This window comes from Streptomyces sp. NPDC091271, from assembly GCF_044757505.1.
Taxonomy (GTDB): Bacteria; Actinomycetota; Actinomycetes; order Streptomycetales; family Streptomycetaceae; genus Streptomyces.
Genome location: NZ_JBIVVD010000007.1, coordinates 491805 through 508099, shown reverse-complemented (window position 1 = coordinate 508099; position 16295 = coordinate 491805). Strand labels below are relative to the sequence as shown.

The 16295-nt window shown below is 70.0% G+C and carries 15 protein-coding genes; 11 read left to right on the top strand and 4 right to left on the bottom strand.

Going from position 1 to position 16295, the window contains the following annotated elements:
• The first annotated feature begins 179 nt into the window (after positions 1-179).
• The 3 genes from ACIQM3_RS29395 to ACIQM3_RS29385 are packed head-to-tail and all read left to right on the top strand — an operon-like array spanning position 180 to position 3924.
• Positions 180-614, top strand: a complete 435-nt coding sequence (locus tag ACIQM3_RS29395) for a hypothetical protein (RefSeq protein WP_401629544.1) — start codon at positions 180-182, stop codon at positions 612-614.
• Entirely contained in the window at positions 614-2851 is a 2238-nt protein-coding gene (locus ACIQM3_RS29390) for a bifunctional polysaccharide deacetylase/glycosyltransferase family 2 protein (RefSeq protein WP_401629542.1), read from the top strand. The genes ACIQM3_RS29395 and ACIQM3_RS29390 overlap by 1 nt, the downstream gene beginning before the upstream one ends.
• Positions 2851-3924, top strand: a complete 1074-nt coding sequence (locus tag ACIQM3_RS29385; protein ID WP_401629539.1) for an acyltransferase family protein — start codon at positions 2851-2853, stop codon at positions 3922-3924. Before ACIQM3_RS29390 ends, ACIQM3_RS29385 begins: the two co-directional genes overlap by 1 nt.
• A gap of 48 nt (positions 3925-3972) precedes the next feature.
• Here ACIQM3_RS29385 and ACIQM3_RS29380 read toward each other — a convergent pair whose 3' ends face one another.
• Together ACIQM3_RS29380 and ACIQM3_RS29375 are read right to left on the bottom strand one after the other, a co-directional pair.
• A complete protein-coding gene (locus ACIQM3_RS29380) occupies positions 3973-6426 on the bottom strand; it encodes an MFS transporter (protein ID WP_401629536.1) in 2454 nt (817 codons plus the stop codon).
• A gap of 201 nt (positions 6427-6627) precedes the next feature.
• The gene (locus ACIQM3_RS29375) at positions 6628-7071 is read right to left on the bottom strand and encodes an SRPBCC family protein (RefSeq protein ID WP_104783865.1); all 444 of its coding nucleotides are present in this window, start codon (positions 7069-7071) and stop codon (positions 6628-6630) included.
• 148 nt (positions 7072-7219) lie between these two features.
• Between ACIQM3_RS29375 and ACIQM3_RS29370 the strand changes: the two genes are divergently transcribed.
• The 7 genes from ACIQM3_RS29370 to ACIQM3_RS29340 all read left to right on the top strand — a co-directional run bounded on the left by ACIQM3_RS29370 (position 7220) and on the right by ACIQM3_RS29340 (position 14460).
• Entirely contained in the window at positions 7220-8263 is a 1044-nt protein-coding gene (locus tag ACIQM3_RS29370; protein ID WP_401629533.1) for an Rv2578c family radical SAM protein, read from the top strand.
• Positions 8264-8390: 127 nt separating this feature from the next.
• Positions 8391-9968 carry an alpha/beta hydrolase gene (locus ACIQM3_RS29365; protein WP_401629530.1) on the top strand — a complete coding sequence of 526 codons (1578 nt, stop codon included), beginning with the start codon at positions 8391-8393 and terminating at the stop codon, positions 9966-9968.
• 36 nt (positions 9969-10004) lie between these two features.
• Positions 10005-10592, top strand: coding sequence for a GNAT family N-acetyltransferase (locus ACIQM3_RS29360; RefSeq protein ID WP_401629527.1), 588 nt, complete (start codon positions 10005-10007; stop codon positions 10590-10592).
• Positions 10593-10782: 190 nt separating this feature from the next.
• Complete coding sequence (locus tag ACIQM3_RS29355) at positions 10783-12006, top strand: AAA family ATPase (protein ID WP_401629525.1); 1224 nt, start codon at positions 10783-10785, stop codon at positions 12004-12006.
• Positions 12007-12050: 44 nt separating this feature from the next.
• Positions 12051-12281 (top strand): hypothetical protein, encoded by a 231-nt coding sequence (locus ACIQM3_RS29350; RefSeq protein ID WP_401629522.1) that lies wholly within the window; start codon positions 12051-12053, stop codon positions 12279-12281.
• A 129-nt stretch (positions 12282-12410) separates the two neighbouring features.
• A complete protein-coding gene (locus ACIQM3_RS29345; RefSeq protein ID WP_401629520.1) occupies positions 12411-14039 on the top strand; it encodes an IS200/IS605 family accessory protein TnpB-related protein in 1629 nt (542 codons plus the stop codon).
• A gap of 247 nt (positions 14040-14286) precedes the next feature.
• Positions 14287-14460, top strand: coding sequence for a hypothetical protein (locus ACIQM3_RS29340; protein ID WP_401629518.1), 174 nt, complete (start codon positions 14287-14289; stop codon positions 14458-14460).
• Positions 14461-14495: 35 nt separating this feature from the next.
• Here ACIQM3_RS29340 and ACIQM3_RS29335 read toward each other — a convergent pair whose 3' ends face one another.
• Together ACIQM3_RS29335 and ACIQM3_RS29330 are read right to left on the bottom strand one after the other, a co-directional pair.
• Complete coding sequence (locus ACIQM3_RS29335) at positions 14496-14762, bottom strand: DUF397 domain-containing protein (protein ID WP_401629515.1); 267 nt, start codon at positions 14760-14762, stop codon at positions 14496-14498.
• Positions 14759-15580 carry a helix-turn-helix domain-containing protein gene (locus ACIQM3_RS29330; protein WP_401629512.1) on the bottom strand — a complete coding sequence of 274 codons (822 nt, stop codon included), beginning with the start codon at positions 15578-15580 and terminating at the stop codon, positions 14759-14761. Before ACIQM3_RS29330 ends, ACIQM3_RS29335 begins: the two co-directional genes overlap by 4 nt.
• A 208-nt stretch (positions 15581-15788) precedes the next feature.
• On the opposite strand from ACIQM3_RS29330, the gene ACIQM3_RS29325 reads away from it, so the two are divergent.
• Positions 15789-16238: an ATP-binding protein gene (locus ACIQM3_RS29325; RefSeq protein ID WP_401629510.1), complete on the top strand. Its 450-nt coding sequence runs from the start codon at positions 15789-15791 to the stop codon at positions 16236-16238.
• Positions 16239-16295 lie beyond the last annotated feature (57 nt).

Genomic DNA, 16295 nt, shown 5'->3' with positions numbered 1-16295 from the left:
AGGACCGGCAGCGGCCGCCCGGAACGGCCAACTCCCCTGATGGGCAGGGTTCGAGCGGCACAGAGCCGACGTATCGCGGTCGGCGTACTCTCAGCGGTCCGACAGGTTCGGACCCTCTTCACAGCGAGCGGCCAGGAAAGCTTCAGACTTCGCACATCAAGCTTCGCCACCATGCGCACATGCAATCCGACCCCGTCATCGAGAAAGACCCGGCGCCGCACGGCCGACGCCGGGCACACGCCGGCCCGGCCCGTTCCGCCGAGCGCCGTCGCGCGGCCGAACAGCCGCAGGAGGGACCCGTCTTCGTGGACGGCTCCGGGCGCCGGGCCAGGCTGCTGCGCCGCGCCGGCATGCTCCTGGGCGCCGTCTGCGTCGGTTACGCCGCCGTGCTGGGGCTCGCCTTCATGGGCGGCATCTCCGTGACCCCTTCGCAGTTGCTCCCCTTCGACGGCGGCCCGGCCGCCGAAGCCGGCCCGGGAGGCGGGACCCGGCCGGGTTACGGCATGCCACCGGGCGGGACCGCGCCCCCGAGCGGCGCGCCGACGCCGCCGGCGTCCGGCGGAGCGACGCCGTCCGGCCAGGCGTCGGCATCGGCATCGGGCGGGGCGAACTGATGGCCGCTTCCCGCCGTCGGCACGCCACGCCCGGCAGGATCAGCCGCGTGGGGCGCCAGGCCGTCCCCCGGCCCCGCGTGATCATGGCCCTGCTGCTTCTGCTGGGGCTCGTCTGCATGATGCTGCTGGACGGCTATCTGCGCGCCGAGATCGGTGACGACCAGCGGGTCCGGACCGGAGCCTCCGCGGACTCGGTGCCCGCCGAGGTGCTGGAGGGCGGGCCGATCCTGAGCTTCCCCGGCGGTACCGCCCGTACGCAGTCCGTGCCGGACAAGACCATCGTGCTCACCTTCGACGACGGCCCCGATCCCGAGTGGAGCGGGAAGGTGATGGACATCCTGGACGAGAACGACGTGCCGGGCACCTTCTTCCTCGTCGGCTCGATGGTCGCGCGCTATCCGGACGTCGTCCGCAGGATGGTCGACGAGGGCAACGAGGTGGGGGTCCACACCTTCACCCACGTCGATCTCTCCTATCAGAGCGAGGCCCGCGTCAAGCGGGAGATCGCCCAGACGCAGCTCGCGCTGGCGGGCGCCGCCGGCATCACGACGACGCTGTTCCGCGCCCCGTACTCCTCGAAGACCGATGCGATCGACGACTACAGCTGGCCCGTCTACGAGCGCCTCGGCGCGATGGGCTACACCAGCGTGTTCATCGACACCGACAGCGAGGACTGGCAGCGGCCGGGTGTCTCCAAGATCGTCAAGTGGGCTACGCCGGAGGACGGCGAGGGTGCCTCGGTGCTCTTCCACGACGCGGGCGGCGACCGCTCCGAGACCCTGGCCGCGCTGCCGGAGTACATCAAGAAGATGAAGGCGAAGGGTTACACCTTCACCACCGTCAGCGGCGCCCAGCAGCAGGCCGGCGCCGACGGCGAGGACGCGGACGCTGCCGCTCCCCCGGGCCCCGTACAGGACGGCGGCGCACAGGGCGACTCGGCGCAGGCCGCCCACCGCAAGGCGGACACCGCGAGCGTGTGGGAGGGTCGCGCCCTGCTCGCCGCGGTCACGGTCGCGGAGTGGACCGTGCCGGGGCTGGCCACGATGCTGGGTGTCGTCGGGGTGGCGGTCCTGGGCCGCTTCGGCCTGATGCTCCTGCTCGCCCGGCGCCATCACCGGCAGCGCAACAGACGCCGGTTCACCTGGGGCCCCGAGGTGACCGGGCCGGTGACGGTGATCGTTCCGGCCTACAACGAGAAGGAGTGCATCGCCGCCACGCTCAACTCCCTCGCCGCGAGCACACATCCCATCGAGATCCTGGTCGTCGACGACGGATCGACGGACGGCACGGCGGAGATAGCCGAATCGCTCGGCCTTCCCAACGTCCGGGTGATCCGGCAGGAGAACGCGGGCAAGCCCGCGGCCCTCAACAACGGTGTGCGGCAGGCGCGTCACGACATCGTCGTGATGATGGACGGGGACACCGTCTTCGAACCGGACGCGGTGCACCAGCTCGTCCAGCCGTTCGCCGACGCCGGCATCGGCGCCGTCGCGGGCAACGCGAAGGTCGGCAACCGGTCCACGATGATCGGTGCCTGGCAGCACATCGAGTACGTGATGGGCTTCAACCTGGACCGCAGGATGTACGACCTGCTGCGCTGCATGCCCACCATCCCCGGTGCCATCGGCGCCTTCCGCCGCCAGGCGGTGCTGGAGGCCGGCGGGATGAGCGAGGACACGCTGGCGGAGGACACCGACATCACCATCGCGCTCCACCGCGCGGGCTGGCGCGTCGTCTACGCCGAGCACGCCCGGGCGTGGACCGAAGCACCGGCGTCCCTGGGCCAGTTGTGGCGTCAGCGCTACCGCTGGAGCTACGGCACCATGCAGGCGCTGTGGAAGCACCGCCGGTCCGTCACCGACCGGGGGCCCTCCGGGCGCTTCGGCCGCGTCGGCATGCCGCTCGTCGTCCTCTTCCAGATCGTCACACCGGTCTTCGCGCCGCTCATCGACGTCTTCACCGTCTACGCGATGGTCTTCGTGGACTTCCGGGCCTCGCTGCTCGCCTGGCTGGCGATCCTGGCCGTGCAGCTGCTCTGCGCGGCGTACGCCTTCCGCCTCGACCGGGAGAAGTACCGGTACCTGCTGATGATGCCCCTCCAGCAGCTCGCCTACCGGCAGTTGATGTACCTCGTGCTGATCCACTCCTGTGTCACGGCGGCGACCGGGGGCCGGCTGCGCTGGCAGAAGCTGAAACGCACGGGTGAGGTGGGCACGCCCCACGTGGGGGCCTCGTAGTGGCCGGGGCGCACCGCAGGGCGGCGTTCGCGCCGCCCGCCGCGGCCGCCACGGCCACGGGCCGCGACCGTTCCTTCGATGTGCTGCGGGCCGTGGCGCTCGTCCGGGTGGTGACCTACCACACCTTCGAGTGGCCCTGGCTGGGATACGTCTTCCCGTCCATGGGCGTGATGTTCGCGCTCGCCGGATCCCTCATGGCCCGCTCACTGGAGCGGCCCGCTCCCGGCGTGCTCCGCAGCAGGCTGCGGCGGCTGCTGATCCCGGTGTGGCTGTTCGGGCTCGTGCTCGGCGTGGCGATGCTGCTGCACGGCTGGGTGCCGGGGCCCGACGTCCTGCTGTGGGTGCTGCCGGTCGGTGATCCGCCCGGCAACGCCTGGGGTGAGCAGGCCTGGGCGGTGCTCTGGTATCTGCGCGCCTATCTCTGGTTCGTCCTGCTCTCTCCGCTGCTGCTGCGCCTCTTCCGGCTCGCCCCGCTCCCCGTGCTCGCCCTGTCCCTGGTGCCCGTCGTGGTGCTGGAGACGGTGTCCGGGGTGCCGGACGGCCGGCTGGGAAGCGCGATCAGTGACGCCTCGGTGTTCCTGTTCTGCTGGCTGCTGGGGTTCGCGCACCGCGACGGTGTGGTCGGCCGGCTGCGCGGCGCGGGAGCGGTGGCGGTCGCGGTGCCGCTGATGGCCGCGGGTGCCTGGTGGGCGGCCGGGCACCCGGCGGAGGGCTCGTTCGACCTGGACGATCTGCCGCTCGCCCAGGCGCTGTGGTCGGCCGGGTTCGTGCTGCTCCTGCTGCGCTTCAGGCCCCGTTTCGACGGACTCGTACGTCACCGGGTGGCCGACCGGGTCGTCACGGTGTTCAACGCCCGCGCGGTGACGGTCTATCTCTGGCACGAGGTGGCGCTGATGGCCTCGGTGCCGCTGATCGACCTCATGTGGGAGGTGCCGGCGCTGGAGCGGCATCTGCCGCTGGACAGTCCCTGGTGGCAGTTCGGTGTCGCCTGGGTGCTGATCGCCGCCGCCGTGGTCTGCTTCGGCTGGGTCGAGGACGTCGCGGCGAGGCGGAAGCCCCGGCTGCTGCCGTGAGCGGGGCGGGTGTGCGGATCGCACACCCGCCCCGGGCCGGACGGACGGTCAGTCCTCGTGGCCCAGCTGGAGGTCGCGTTCGGTCCGGCCTCCTCCGGGGAGCTGGAGCACGGTGGCGACCGGCGGATAGCCTGCGGCGATCACGGTGTACTCGCCGGTCGACAGGTCGACGAACCGGAACGCCCCGTCCGAGCCGGTGGTCAGGGTGTCGACCACGTTGCCCGCCGCGTCCAGGAGCGTGACCCGGGCGTCCTCGACGGCCCGGCCGCCGGGAGCGCGCACGATCCCGCGGAGCACGGCGCCGCCCGCCAGCTCGATGTCCTGCCTGGTCTCCCGGGCGGCCTGCACGCTGACCGGGAGGGCGGCGGGGCGGAAGGCCTGCGCGCTGGCGGCGAGGGTGTACTCACCGGCCACCAGCTCGCTGATGACATAGGCGCCCTCGCGTCCGGTGCGGGTCGTCGCGACGACTTCGCCCCGTACGTCGGTGAGTGTGACCGCCGCGTCGCGGACGGGCGCTCCGTCGGGTGTGAGGACCGCTCCGGCGAGCCGTCCCGCCCCGCCCAGGACCACGTCGAGCTCCACCGGCCGGTCGCTGACGGTGACGCTGACGGCCTGCGGCTGGTGCCCGCCCGCCGCGGCGATCAGCACGTAGGCCCCCGCTCCTGGCGCGCTCAGCGCGTACCGCCCGTCGTCGGCGCTCGCTCCGCGTCCGACCTGCCGCCCCTGGACGTCGATGAGGGTGAGGGCGGCCCGCCCCACCGTCGTGCCGTCGGGGTGCTGGACGCATCCGCACACCGGGACCCCGGAGAGCGGGCCGGGGTCGGTGCGGGCCGCGGGGATCGTGGAGTGCGCCTCGGTCGGGTCGGGGGCCGTCTGGGGGATGTGGTGGGACACCAGCGGTTTCTCCTTGAGGAAGAAGGCGAGGAACAGGCCGAGCAGGAGCACCGGCACCAGGTAGAGGAAGATCCGCGGCATCGCGTCGGCGTACGCCTGGATGTAGGCGTCGCGCAGTGCGGGCTCCATGGAGTGGACCAGCTGAGGGGTGATCGACTCGGCGTCGGGCAGATCGGCGCCGGAGGGGAGCCGCACCCCGAGCGCGTCACCGAGCCGCCCGGCGAACAGGGTGCCGAAGATCGCGGCTCCGACGCTGCCGCCGATCTGCCGGAAGTAGTTGTGCGCGCTGGTGGCGGTGCCGAGGTCGGAAGGGCGTACGGAATTCTGCACGGCCAGCACCAGGATGGACATGACGAGGCCGATCCCGATGCCCAGGACGGCCTGCCAGATGCCGTACTCCAGCGCCGAGGTGCCGGTGTCGAGCAGGGAGAGCAGCCACATGCCCACGGCCGACACGGCTCCGCCCACCAGCGGATAGACGCGGTAGCGGCCCGTACGCGAGACCAGTTGGCCGGAGACGACGGAGGAGATGACGATGCCGCCCATCATGGGAAGCATCAGCAGCCCCGACTCGGTGGCGGACACGCCCTCGACCATCTGGAGGTAGGTCGGCAGATAGCTGGCCGCCCCGAAGAGGGCGACCCCGATGACCGCGCCGACCAGCGAGGTGACGTTGAAGACGGAGTCGCGGAACAGGCGCAGCGGGATGATGGGTTCGGCGGCCCGGTGTTCGACGACGAGGAAGAGCAGAGTCGTTCCGGCAGCCCCGGCGGCGAGCCCCAGGATGGTCCGGGAGCCCCAGGCGTACTCCGTCCCGCCCCAGCTGGTGAGCAGCACCAGGCAGGTCGACGCGACGGCCAGCAGCAGCGCCCCCAGCACGTCGAGGCGGGGGCGTACCGCGGGTTTGGGCAGCTTCAGCACGAGGGCGATGACGGCGAGGGTGACGAGGCCGAACGGCACGTTGATGTAGAAGCACCAGCGCCAGGAGGCGTGATCGGTGAAGAAGCCGCCGAGGAGCGGTCCGGCCACCGAGGCGAGGCCGAAGACGGCCCCGATGAGGCCCATGTAGCGGCCCCGCTCCCTGGCCGGGACGATGTCCGCGATGATCGCCTGGACGCCGATCATGAGCCCGCCGCCGCCGATGCCCTGGACGGCCCGGAAGGCGATGAGTTCGTCCATGGTGCGCGACCAGCCCGCCAGGGCGGAGCCGATGATGAAGACGACGATCGCGAACTGGAAGACGCCCTTGCGGCCGAAGAGGTCGCCGAGCTTCCCGTAGAGCGGCAGACCGATCGTGGAGGCGAGCAGATAGGCGGTGACCGCCCAGGACATCTTGTCCAGGCCGTGCAGCTCACCGACGATCTTCGGCAGGGCGGTGGCGACGATCATCTGGTCGAGCGCCGCGAGCAGCAGGGTGAGCATCAGCCCGAGGAAGACCAGCCGGATCCTGCGGGGGCTGATTTCGTCCGGCGGCGCGGACGGCCCGGCGGCGGACGGCGGCGGGGGCGGCGCGTACTCCGCCTCGGTGCCGGGCGCCGCCCGGGAACCGGGCGCCCCGTACTCCGTGCCTCCCGGCTCGTCCTTCACCAGAGTGATCCCACCCACCACGTAACGCTCCCCTCGTCGCAGCTGCGCCGCCCATTTCTCGCATCAGGCGGCGAGGCGGGGCAAACGCGACCGGGCGCACGCAGGGCGCATTCAGAGGGCTTATGCGCCGGTGGGAGGCACTGCGACGCGCAACCGGCCACCCCGGAAAACCACCCGTTCCGGTGAGGCCGGCCGCGACGCCAACAGCCGGGGGAAGCAGCGTTACTTCTCCACCTCGGTGGCGAGGTTCTGCAGCAGTTCGTCGTAGATGCGGCCGAGCCCCTTGGGCGCGAAGGTCTTCTCGAAGAACCCGCCGATCCCGCCCGCGCCGTTCCACACCGTCGAGACGACGGCCTTGGATTTACCCTCACCGGCCGGGGTGACGGTCCAGGTGGTGACCATCGAGGAGTTCCGGTCCTTCTCGATCAGCTGCCCGTCGGTGGGCTCGGTGACCTCGAGCAGGCAGTCGCGGACCCGCTTGCTCGTGGCCTGGAGCTTCCAGTGGACGAGGGTGCCTTCCCCGTCCCCGCCCTCGCGCACCTCGTACTCGCTGAAGTGCCCGGTCAGCACCTTGCCCCGGACCTCCTTGTAGTCGGCCAGCGCGTCGAACACCGTCTCTGCGTCCGCCGCGATGATTCGCTCTGTCGTGGCCTCGACCTGCGCCATGCCTGCTCCTCCAGCACTCGGTTGTTCGGGGTGCTGCTGAGCCAACCACCTCGGGTACGGCGCCTCAAAATCGGGCCTCACGCTCCGCCGCGCACGATCAAGGGAACGTATGTTCTATTCTCTGCGGAGTGCTACGAAGGAGGCGTTCATGCGCTGGGACAATCTGGCAGAGAACACCACAAAGACGGGTAACGGTGCGCTCTTCGCCGCGGACGCGGTGACGACGCGCACCTTCGACACCCCGGAATTCAGGGGAATCACTTTCCATGAGATCCGGGCCCGCTCGATCGTGAACCGGGTGCCCGGGGCCTCCCGCATGCCGTTCGAATGGACCGTGAACCCGTACCGGGGCTGCACCCACGCGTGCGTGTACTGCTTCGCCCGCAAGACCCACAGCTATCTGGACCTGGACACCGGTGTCGGCTTCGACTCCCAGATCGTCGTCAAGGTCAACGCCGCCGAGCTGCTGAGCCGTCATCTGGCCTCCCGCCAGTGGCACGGTCAGCACATCGCGATGGGCACGAACGTCGACTGCTACCAGCGGGCCGAGGGCCGCTACCGGCTGATGCCCGGCATCATCGCGGCGCTGCGCGACCACGCGAACCCCTTCTCCATCCTCACGAAGGGCACTCTGATCCTGCGCGACCTCGATCTGCTGCGACAGGCCGCCGAGGTCACCGAGGTCGGCGTCTCCGTCTCCGTCGGATTCACCGACCCCGAACTGTGGCGCACGGTCGAGCCGGGCACCCCCTCGCCCGAGCGACGCCTCGACGTCGTCCGCGCCATGACGGACAACGGGATCGGCTGCGGTGTGCTGATGGCCCCGGTCATCCCCTTCCTCGGCGACCACCCCGACCAGCTGCGCGCCACGGTCCGTGCCATCGCCGCCGCCGGGGCCACCTCCGTCACGCCGCTCGTCCTGCACCTGCGGCCCGGCGCCCGCGAGTGGTTCATGCGGTGGCTCGCACAGCACCACCCCCACCTGGTGCGACGGTACGAACGGATGTACGCGGACGGGGCGTACGCGCCGACCTGGTACCAGCGATCCATCACCCGCCGGGTCCACGAGCTCGCGGCCGAGTTCGGCATCGGCCCGGCCGACCGGGGCGGCGCCCGCCGCCTCGCCCGCGAGACCCCGCCGGCCCTCGCGGACGGTCACGCGCCGGGCCCCACCCAGCTGACCCTGCTCTGACCGCACCGGTCTCCCTGCCCGAACGGGTCAACTCTCGACGACATATGTCCTGCCCGGTCCGGATCCGGGAAGCATGCGGCGGGGGCTGTGCCACCCACAGCCGCGTTCCCCGACCACGGGAGGCCCTATGACGAAACGTGCAGGAATTCTGGTCGCCGTCGGCGCCACGGTCGCGGGTCTGGTGACCGCCGCGCCGTCCACCGCGTCCGCGCCGTCCACCGCGACACCCGCCGCAGCACCGCTCTCATGGAAGGGCTGCGGGACGAAGACGTATCCGGCGCTGCAATGCGCAACCGTCCGCGCGCCGCTCGACCATGACAACCCGTCGGGCAGGAAGGTCACCCTCGCCCTCTCCCGGATCCCGCACACAGCGAAGACCTCGCAGGGCCCCCTGCTGGTCAACCCCGGCGGCCCCGGCGGCAGCGGCCTCTCCATGGCGGGCTTCGTCGCGTCCTCGCTGCCCGCGAAGCTCGCCGCGCAGTACGACGTGATCGGGTTCGACCCACGCGGGGTCGGGAAGAGCACCCCCGCCCTGGACTGCGTGCCGAAGTACTTCGAACCCGTGCGCCCCGACTCCGTGCCGGACTCCTACGAGGCGGAGAAGACCGCGCGCGACCGGGCCGCCTCCTTCGCCGCCGCCTGCGGCGAGAAGCACGGCGACCTGCTGCCGTACATGGACACCGTCAGCGCCGCGAAGGACCTCGACACCATCCGCGGGGCACTCGGCGCAGAGCAGATCAACTACTTCGGATATTCGTACGGCACCTACCTGGGCGCGGTCTACGCCAAGCTGTTCCCCGAGCACGTGCGCCGCCTGGTGCTGGACTCGGTCGTCGACCCGGACGGCGTCTGGTACAAGGACAACCTCGGCCAGGACCATGCGTTCGACGCCCGCCACAAGGCCTTGATGGCGTGGATCGCGAAGAACGACGCCACGTACAAGCTCGGCAAGGACCCGGCCGCGGTCGAGGCCGCGTGGTACCGGATGCGCGACGCGGTGAAGAAGCACCCCGCGGCCGGCAAGGTCGGGCCGGGCGAGCTGGAGGACACCTTCATGCCGGGCGGCTACTACAACGGCTACTGGCCGCGCCTCGCCGAGACGTTCGCCGCGTACGTCAACGACAAGGACCAGGACGCGCTGGCCACCGCGTACAAGGACTTCGCGGCCGTGGACAGGAGCGGCGACAACGGCTACTCCGTCTACGCCGCCGTGCAGTGCCGCGACGCCGGCTGGCCCCGCACCTGGAGCACCTGGCGCAACGACACCTGGCAGGCACACCGCAAGGCGCCCTTCATGTCGTGGAACAACACCTGGTACAACGCCCCGTGCGCCACCTGGCCGGTGGAGCCGCTGGAGCCCGTGCGGGTCACCAACGACGAGATCCCGCCCGCGCTGGTCCTCCAGGCCACCGACGACGCGGCCACACCCTACGAGGGCGGCGTCACCATGAGCCGCAGGCTCAAGGGGTCGAGCCTCGTCGTCGAGCAGGGCGGCGGCAACCACGGCATCACCCTGAGCGGCAACGACTGCCTGGACGCGCACCTGGTGGACTACCTCACCGACGGCACCCTCCCGTCGGGCGGCGGCAGCGGCGCGGACGCGGTCTGCGACGCGTTGCCGGAGCCGAAGCCGGCCCCCGCCACGAAGGCCGGAGCGAACCTGAAGGGCAAGACACTGCACGGTCTGCTCGGCTTCCGCGGCTGAGAAATACCGGGCCCCCCACCGGGGGCGTACGCCAGGATGGAGCGCGTGACCACACGCCCCGGTCCCGCGTACGCCCCCGGCGTGCGTGTACGTGACATGACCGTCGACGACTGCGCCGCCGTGGCGGACATCCGGGTGCGCGGGTGGCGGTGGGCGTACGCCGGAATGATCCCGCAGGCGTACCTGGACGCGATGGACGTCGGCGAGGACGCCGAGCGCCGGCGCGCACGCCTCTCGGCAGGCGGCGGGCCGGTGAACCTGGTGGCCGGGACACCGGACGCCGCGGTGACCGGCTGGGCCTGTTACGGCCCCTGCCGCGACGAGAGCGCCCGGCCCGGAAGCGCGGAGCTGTACGCCCTCTACGTGCACCCGGACCACATCGGCACGGGCACCGGGCGCGCGCTGCTGACGGAGGTCACCGCGCGGGCCCGTGCGGACGGATCCGCCGCGATGTCCCTCTGGGTGCTGAAGGAGAACGCGCGGGCCCGCCGCTTCTACGAGCGGGCCGGGTTCCGGCCGGACGGCGCGGAGGAGGCCTCGGAGACGGGCGGGGCCATGATCCCCGAACTCCGGTACGTGCGCCCGCTCATCCCGTCGGCAAAGTCGCCTGACATCCACCCGTGACGCACCGTTGACATCCCGTCGCCCACAGCGAACCCGAAATGCGCGCCGCCCACGCCCATTTCCAGGCCCGCCTGGATGCCGAGATCGCCGCAGGCCGCTGGCCCCCGCCCGAGCCGGCCCTCACCCCGGAAACCGCGCCCGTCCCGGAATGACATGACCGCTATCCCACTCACCCGATAGGTTCGCGACCATGCCCGGCCGTCTGCTCGAACTCCACGTGGAGAACTTCCGCAGTCTCCGTGACGTGACCGTCCTCCTCGGCCCCCTCACCGTCCTGGTGGGGCCGAACGGGGTCGGCAAGTCCAACCTGCTGAAGGTCTTCGACCTGCTCTCGGACATCATCCGTACCGACCTCCAGCCCGCCCTGGACGCACGCGGCGGCTTCGACGAGGTCGCGTTCTGGGGTGGTCCCAAGCCGCCCACGTCCATGTCGATCCGGCTCAAGGCGACCTGGACGACCCACGCGAGCGTCAACGCACCCGACGAGTACGAGCTCACCGTCCGCCGCCGCAAGCTCCGCAGCAGCGAGGACGCCTACAGCCTGTCCCGCATCGAGAGCTTCCAGTTCAAGCGCACACAAGGACGCGGCCGACGCATCACCGTCTCCGGCGAGGAAGCCAAGGTCGTCGACAAGCGGGCCGGGAAGGAGTCCGACAGCGGTAGCTTCGGCATCCAGCGGCTGAGCAGTGGGCTGTCCACCCTGCCGCGCCTGGCCAGTTCGGACGGCGGCGAAGAGGTCTCCAAGGTCGCCCAGCAGCTCTCCACGTTCCGGGTGTTCGACGTCGACGTACCCGCCGCGCGACTTCCTGCCCGCCTCCGCCGCAGCCGCTTCTTCGATCTCTCACCCGACGCGGACAACCTCGCGGAGTTCCTCTACTACCTCAGCTCCGCCGAGGAGACCTGGCAGGACCTGGTAGCCGACGCCCGGACCGTGCTGCCCCAGCTCGACGACATCGAATTCGCCAGGCTCGGCGGCTCAGCCGACCAGGTGACCGTCATCCTCCGCGAACGGGGCCTGCGCCGGCCCACCCCGCTCGCCGACGCCTCGTACGGAACCGTCCGCCTGCTCGGCCTCCTCGCCATGCTCTACGACCCGGACCCGCCGGCCCTCACCTGCGTCGAGGAGATCGACCACGGCTTGCATCCCCAGGCCCTGGAACTGATCGTGGAACGACTCCGCGAGGCCTCCACACGCAGCCAGTTCCTCGTCGCCACCCACTCCCCCGCACTGGTGGACCGGCTGGAACCCGAGGAGTTCATCGTCTGCGACCGCGACGAGGACGGGGCATCGATCATTCCGGCACTCACCGCTGACGAGGTGCACGCCATCGTCGAGGAATCCGGTGACCAACCACTCGGCGAACTGTGGTTCTCCGGCGTGCTCGGAGGCGACCTCACCGGCGGTGAACTGTGAGCCGTAGGGCACCGCTCATCCCCCGCCAGGGCCGAGGCGTCATCGTGCTCGCGGGTGAAGACGCCAACGACTGCGACGTCCTGGCGTCGATCATCCGCCAGCACCACCCGAACCTGGGCTCGGCGAAGATCGTGCGCATCAACGACCCGGTGCGCTTGAAGAAGAAGACCGGGCGCGAACTCGCCACAGCCGTAAGCACGCTGGTTGGCAAGGCCAAGGGTATTGAGCTGCTGTCGGTTGAGTGTGCACAAGTGCGTTGGGGTGTCCGGGAGTGAGTCCGGTGGCGCGGTGGGTGAGGGTGGGGACGGGAGTTCTGGGGTCGAATGGGTGACCTTGGTGGTGGTGGCTCGTTGTGTCGGGTGACGGGCTGTTCAGCGGTTGGCGGGCGGAGGGTGTGGCCATCAGTGGGTGGTGTGCGGGAGTTGGCGGCGTCGTTCGTGGCCCCGGGCCCTTCGGGGGTGGCGGTGCGGGACCGTCTCAAGCACCTCACCTCGCAGGACGTACACGTGTTGCGGGTTGTTGGAGCCCATCAGGGTGCGCTTGCCTCCCGTGACCTGAAGGCCCGGTGCGCGGACGGCCCGAACCATGGTGCTGATACCTGGGCTACGCGGAAGCGGGAGCTGACGAAGGTGTCGTCGTCCAGGATCGCGGGGGCGATCACGAAGGCGACGCATGATCAGTGGGCACTCGCCCGGCGCTCCCAAACCGCACACATCCGCAGCCTTGAGGCTGGGATCAAGGTGCTGCGGCACCGCCTGTCGCTTCCCATCGGAGCGGCGGGTTCGAAGCGCGGGCCGGGTGGTTACCGGTCCCGGAGCGAGTGGTTCCACAAGTCCCGCCGCCTCAAAGCCCTGGAAGCCCGCCATGCCGCTGCGGTAACGGACTGGCAGGCGGGGCGGGTACGGGTGGTCCGGGGCGGGAAGCGGTTGTTCAACACCCGCCACCATCTCGCCGAGGCAGGGCTCACCGAAGGTGAATGGCGGGAGCGGTGGGAGGTGGAGCGGTGGTTCCTGGCGGCGGACGGTGAGTCGGGCAAGCGGTACGGGAACGAGACGATCCGTGTCACCCTGGACGGCCAGGTCAGCATCAAACTGCCCGCCCCACTCGCCCACCTCGCCAACGCCAAGCACGGCCGCTACACCCTCACCTCAACCATCGGCTTCGCGCATCGGGGTGCGGAGTGGGCCGACCGTGTCGAAGCGAACCGGGCCGTCGCCTACCGCATCCACTACGACACCACCAGGGGCCGCTGGTACCTGACCGCGTCCTGGCAACGCCCCACCGTGCTCACCATTCCCATGGAAGCGGCCCTGGCCCAGGGTGTGATCGGGGTCGATACCAACGCCGACCACTTCGCCGCCTACCGCCTCGACCTCCACGGCAACCCGGTCGGCGAACCCCACCGTTTCCCCTACGACCTGACCGGAACCGCCCACCACCGTGACGCGCAACTGCGCCACGCCCTCACCCGCCTCCTGCACTGGGCCCGCCATACCGGTGTGGGTGCGATCGCGGTCGAGGACCTCGACTTCAGCGCCGAGAAGACGCGGGAGAAGCACGGCCGTAGGAAACGGTTCCGGCAGCTGATCTCCGGTATCCCGACCGGCAGGCTCAAGTCCCGGCTCGTATCCATGGCAGCAGAACATGGTCTGGCCATTGTGGCGGTCGATCCGGCCTACACCTCGAGGTGGGGTGGTCAGCACTGGCAGAAACCGCTGACCACGCCCCGCCGCAGAATGTCCCGTCACGATGCCGCCGGTATCGCGATCGGGCGACGCGCCCTCGGACACCCGATCCGGCGTCGGACGGCACTGCCCCGTGCACACCAGAGTGATGTGCACGGGCATCGGACCGTCCAGGCCGACCGGCGTGCACGAGGGCGTGAGGGACCCCGCCCCCGCATCCCCGGACCACGGACACGATCCGTGCCACCGGACGCGGCGAGAACGCGGGCGACCAGGACACCCAAAACCGTTCGGGATGTCCGCAGCGAGCAAGAATGGGTACAAGACTCACTCCTGCTCACTGAATAGGAACGGTAAGGCGCTCCAGCAGCGCGGCCCGCTGGTCGGTCTGGCCGTCCACGAAGACCTGGACGGCTTCACGGACAACCGCTACCGCACCGTACGCAGGACTCTGTCCGAAGAGCTCGCGCGCCAGAGCCCTTGCGATGCGGCACTCGCTTTGGCGGCCTGGGAGTCGGAGGCGTGGTTACTCCTCTTCCCTGGCGCTTTCCCGCACGTCCGCCCCCGCTGGAAGGTGCCGGCTCAGCTACGGGGGATGCTCAAGCACCCCAAGGAGACCTTGAAGGGCAAGCTCGGCTCTCCCACGTTCCGCGAGAGCGACGGCGCGTTGATCGCTAAGGCGGCGTACGAGCGAGGGCTGCTCGCCAAACCTCAGGGCAGCAACCGCTCGTACGACGACTTCGTGGCTGAGCTGACCAGGTGGGGTTGACGCGCCGGGCGGGCTAAGGCACCGCCCAGCCCGCCTCACACCCCGCGGGCGAATCCGATGAACGTGGTCCAAGCCGACGGGACGAGGGCCAGGCCGGGGCGTGTGATGTCCTTCGAGTCGCGAACGTGGACAGCGTGCGGGCAGTCAGCTACCTCAACACACTCGCCGCCCTCCTCGCTGCTGTAGCTGGACTTGTGCCAGGCCAAGGCCACCTCCACACAGTCACCTCCATCTCCGGCGCTGTAGCTGCTCTTGAACCAGGCAAGCTCGACCGCGTAGCGGCCAGCTCCATCCACACTCATGCTTCTCCCAACAACTTCTCGATCAAGACCATCGATTCCTGCGGAGCCAAGGCCTGCCCCCGAATGGTCCCGTACGTAGCCTCCAGTTCTCGGACCCTACTCCGCTCGGTGTGCAGGCGGCCGTCGCTCTGCACCTCCGTGTAGGCGACTCTCCGCCCGTCCCTGGTTTCCATCAAGGTGAAGGGCCCCGCCAGCCCGGCATGCTCACCGCGCTCCAGTGACATCACCTGGATCTCCACGTTTCGCTTTTGTCCGATCAGCAGCAACTGCTCCAACTGCCCACGCCAGACGTCGACTCCACCAATTCGTTTGTGAAGCACGGCTTCCTCGACAACGAAGCTGATGTTTGGTGCCGGTCGCCGACTGAAAACTTCCTGTCTCTCCATGCGCGCCGCAAGCCTCTGATCAATGACTTCCTCGTCCAGTAGCGGTCGCCACTGCCTGAACACGGCCCGTGCATACTCCTCGCTCTGCAGGAGTCCCTTCATCGCATGTGCGACATAAGCGTGCAGCTCAACCGCTTCCGCTTCCAGCTTGGCCGCACGCTGGAAGAACGACGGATACCGCGCCCGAGCAACCTCAGCCTTCATCGCGATAAGCAGCCCGCCCGCCCCCAGCACCTCATCCGCCCGGTCGATCATCTCCGGCTTCGGGATGCGCCGCCCCAGCTCCACCGAGGCGATCTGATCCTCCCCGTACCCCAGTCGCGCCCCCAACTCAGCCCGCGTGAGGCCCGCTCGCTCTCGCAGCAGCCTCAGCTGCATCCCGAAGCACCGCAGGAATCCCACGGCTCCGTCGTCCCGTTCCGTCTCCGCCATCGCTCACCCCACCACGTCCACCGCGCACCCTCTGTCCGTCACAAAACTACGCACAGCACTCACGCTGCGTACCCGAATGCGATCCGCTCCCCCGAAAAAGCCCCCTGCCTGTCAGGGGCGTACGCAAGCCCTTGCAGCCTGTACAACCGGCCCCCGTACAAGCGTTGCTGCTGGTGGGCGGGGTGTCGCTCCCGCCAACCTCACTCCCATGACTCCCTCCCCCACCGCCTCGCACAAGAGCGCGCCACCGCACACCGGCCACGAGTTCGTCATGCGCTTCACGTCCACCCCGCGCGGTGCCCGCCTCGCCCGGCTGCTCGTAGGTGAACGGCTGGACGCCTGGGGCATCCCCTACCGTTCCCCCGCCCACGAGACGCTCTCGCTCATCACAGGCGAGCTCTGCGCCAACGCCGTGCAGCACGGCCACGTCCCAGGACGCGACTTCCGCGTACGACTGACCGTGACAGCGGAGGTAATCCGCACCGAGGTGACCGACACCCGCACCGAACGCCGCCCCGCCGGCACCGGTCGGCCCACCACCCCACCCCCGGACTCCGAGACCGGCCGCGGGCTCCTCCTCGTCGAACACCTGGCCACCCGCTGGGGTGTCACTCCACGGATCGGCGCACCCGGCAAGACGGTCTGGGCCGAGCTGTGAACCAATGGATCAGGTGGTTTCCACCTCGACAAGCAGTTCGAGAATCTTGACCACGCA

What these genes read in the sequence shown, in the direction of transcription:
- ACIQM3_RS29395 (WP_401629544.1), top strand. Translation starts at nt 180, where the DNA reads ATGCAATCCGACCCCGTCATCGAGAAAGACCCGGCGCCGCACGGCCGA.
- ACIQM3_RS29390 (WP_401629542.1), top strand. Translation starts at nt 614, where the DNA reads ATGGCCGCTTCCCGCCGTCGGCACGCCACGCCCGGCAGGATCAGCCGC.
- ACIQM3_RS29375 (WP_104783865.1), bottom strand. Translation starts at nt 7,071, where the DNA reads ATGGCGCAGGTCGAGGCCACGACAGAGCGAATCATCGCGGCGGACGCA.
- ACIQM3_RS29370 (WP_401629533.1), top strand. Translation starts at nt 7,220, where the DNA reads ATGCGCTGGGACAATCTGGCAGAGAACACCACAAAGACGGGTAACGGT.
- ACIQM3_RS29365 (WP_401629530.1), top strand. Translation starts at nt 8,391, where the DNA reads ATGACGAAACGTGCAGGAATTCTGGTCGCCGTCGGCGCCACGGTCGCG.
- ACIQM3_RS29360 (WP_401629527.1), top strand. Translation starts at nt 10,005, where the DNA reads ATGGAGCGCGTGACCACACGCCCCGGTCCCGCGTACGCCCCCGGCGTG.
- ACIQM3_RS29355 (WP_401629525.1), top strand. Translation starts at nt 10,783, where the DNA reads ATGCCCGGCCGTCTGCTCGAACTCCACGTGGAGAACTTCCGCAGTCTC.
- ACIQM3_RS29340 (WP_401629518.1), top strand. Translation starts at nt 14,287, where the DNA reads ATGCTCAAGCACCCCAAGGAGACCTTGAAGGGCAAGCTCGGCTCTCCC.
- ACIQM3_RS29335 (WP_401629515.1), bottom strand. Translation starts at nt 14,762, where the DNA reads ATGAGTGTGGATGGAGCTGGCCGCTACGCGGTCGAGCTTGCCTGGTTC.
- ACIQM3_RS29330 (WP_401629512.1), bottom strand. Translation starts at nt 15,580, where the DNA reads ATGGCGGAGACGGAACGGGACGACGGAGCCGTGGGATTCCTGCGGTGC.
- ACIQM3_RS29325 (WP_401629510.1), top strand. Translation starts at nt 15,789, where the DNA reads ATGACTCCCTCCCCCACCGCCTCGCACAAGAGCGCGCCACCGCACACC.